Genomic DNA, 631 nt, shown 5'->3' with positions numbered 1-631 from the left:
AATAGCAAAACTTATGAAGAAAGCAAAATTTAGAGAACTGAAATGGCTGAAAGATTATGAATGGAATGATGGTATTCATTTACCTGCAACAACAACAAAAGAAGCAATTTGTGACCTGCATTTTTTAAAAGAGAAACAAAATTTATTGCTTTTAGGGTCGCCAGGCACAGGGAAAACGCATTTAAGTACGGCGTTAGGGTTGAAGGCCTGTGAAAGAGGATATGAAGTCCGCTTCTTTCGTGTTGCAGATTTAGTTGAGCAGCTTGAAGCTGCCTTAAAAGCAGGGACATTACAACGATTAAAGCGTCAAATCGAAAAGTGCCAGTTACTCATTTTGGATGAGGTTGGATATGTCCCATTTCAAAAGCAAGGGGCAGAATTATTGTTTCATATCATTGCAGACTGTTATGAGCAGAAGAGTGTGATTGTCACTTCTAATTTAGAGTTTGGACAATGGAACCGAGTTTTCGGGGATAATCGCTTGACATCGGCTTTAGTAGATCGTTTAGTGCACCATGCCCATATCGTTGCATTCACAGGAGAAAGTTATAGACTGAAAAACGCTCTTTCTTCTGTGAAAACAAACAATTCCAATTAATGTAAAAAATAAGCTGCAAGCCTATGTATTTTT

Annotated in this window: 1 protein-coding gene; it reads left to right on the top strand. The window is 37.9% G+C overall.

The genetic code is table 11. From position 1 onward, the window contains the following. On the top strand, nt 1-598 hold a 598-nt coding region (gene istB, locus HR057_RS16840; protein WP_173732665.1), incomplete at its 5' end, for an IS21-like element helper ATPase IstB. Nucleotides 599-631: the final 33 nt, after the last annotated feature.

Origin of the sequence: Calidifontibacillus erzurumensis (genome assembly GCF_013303125.1) — a bacterium.
Lineage (GTDB): Bacteria > Bacillota > Bacilli > Bacillales > Bacillaceae_J > Calidifontibacillus > Calidifontibacillus erzurumensis.
The sequence above is the reverse complement of the archived record's forward strand: the minus strand, read 5'-3'. Positions and strand labels throughout refer to the sequence as shown.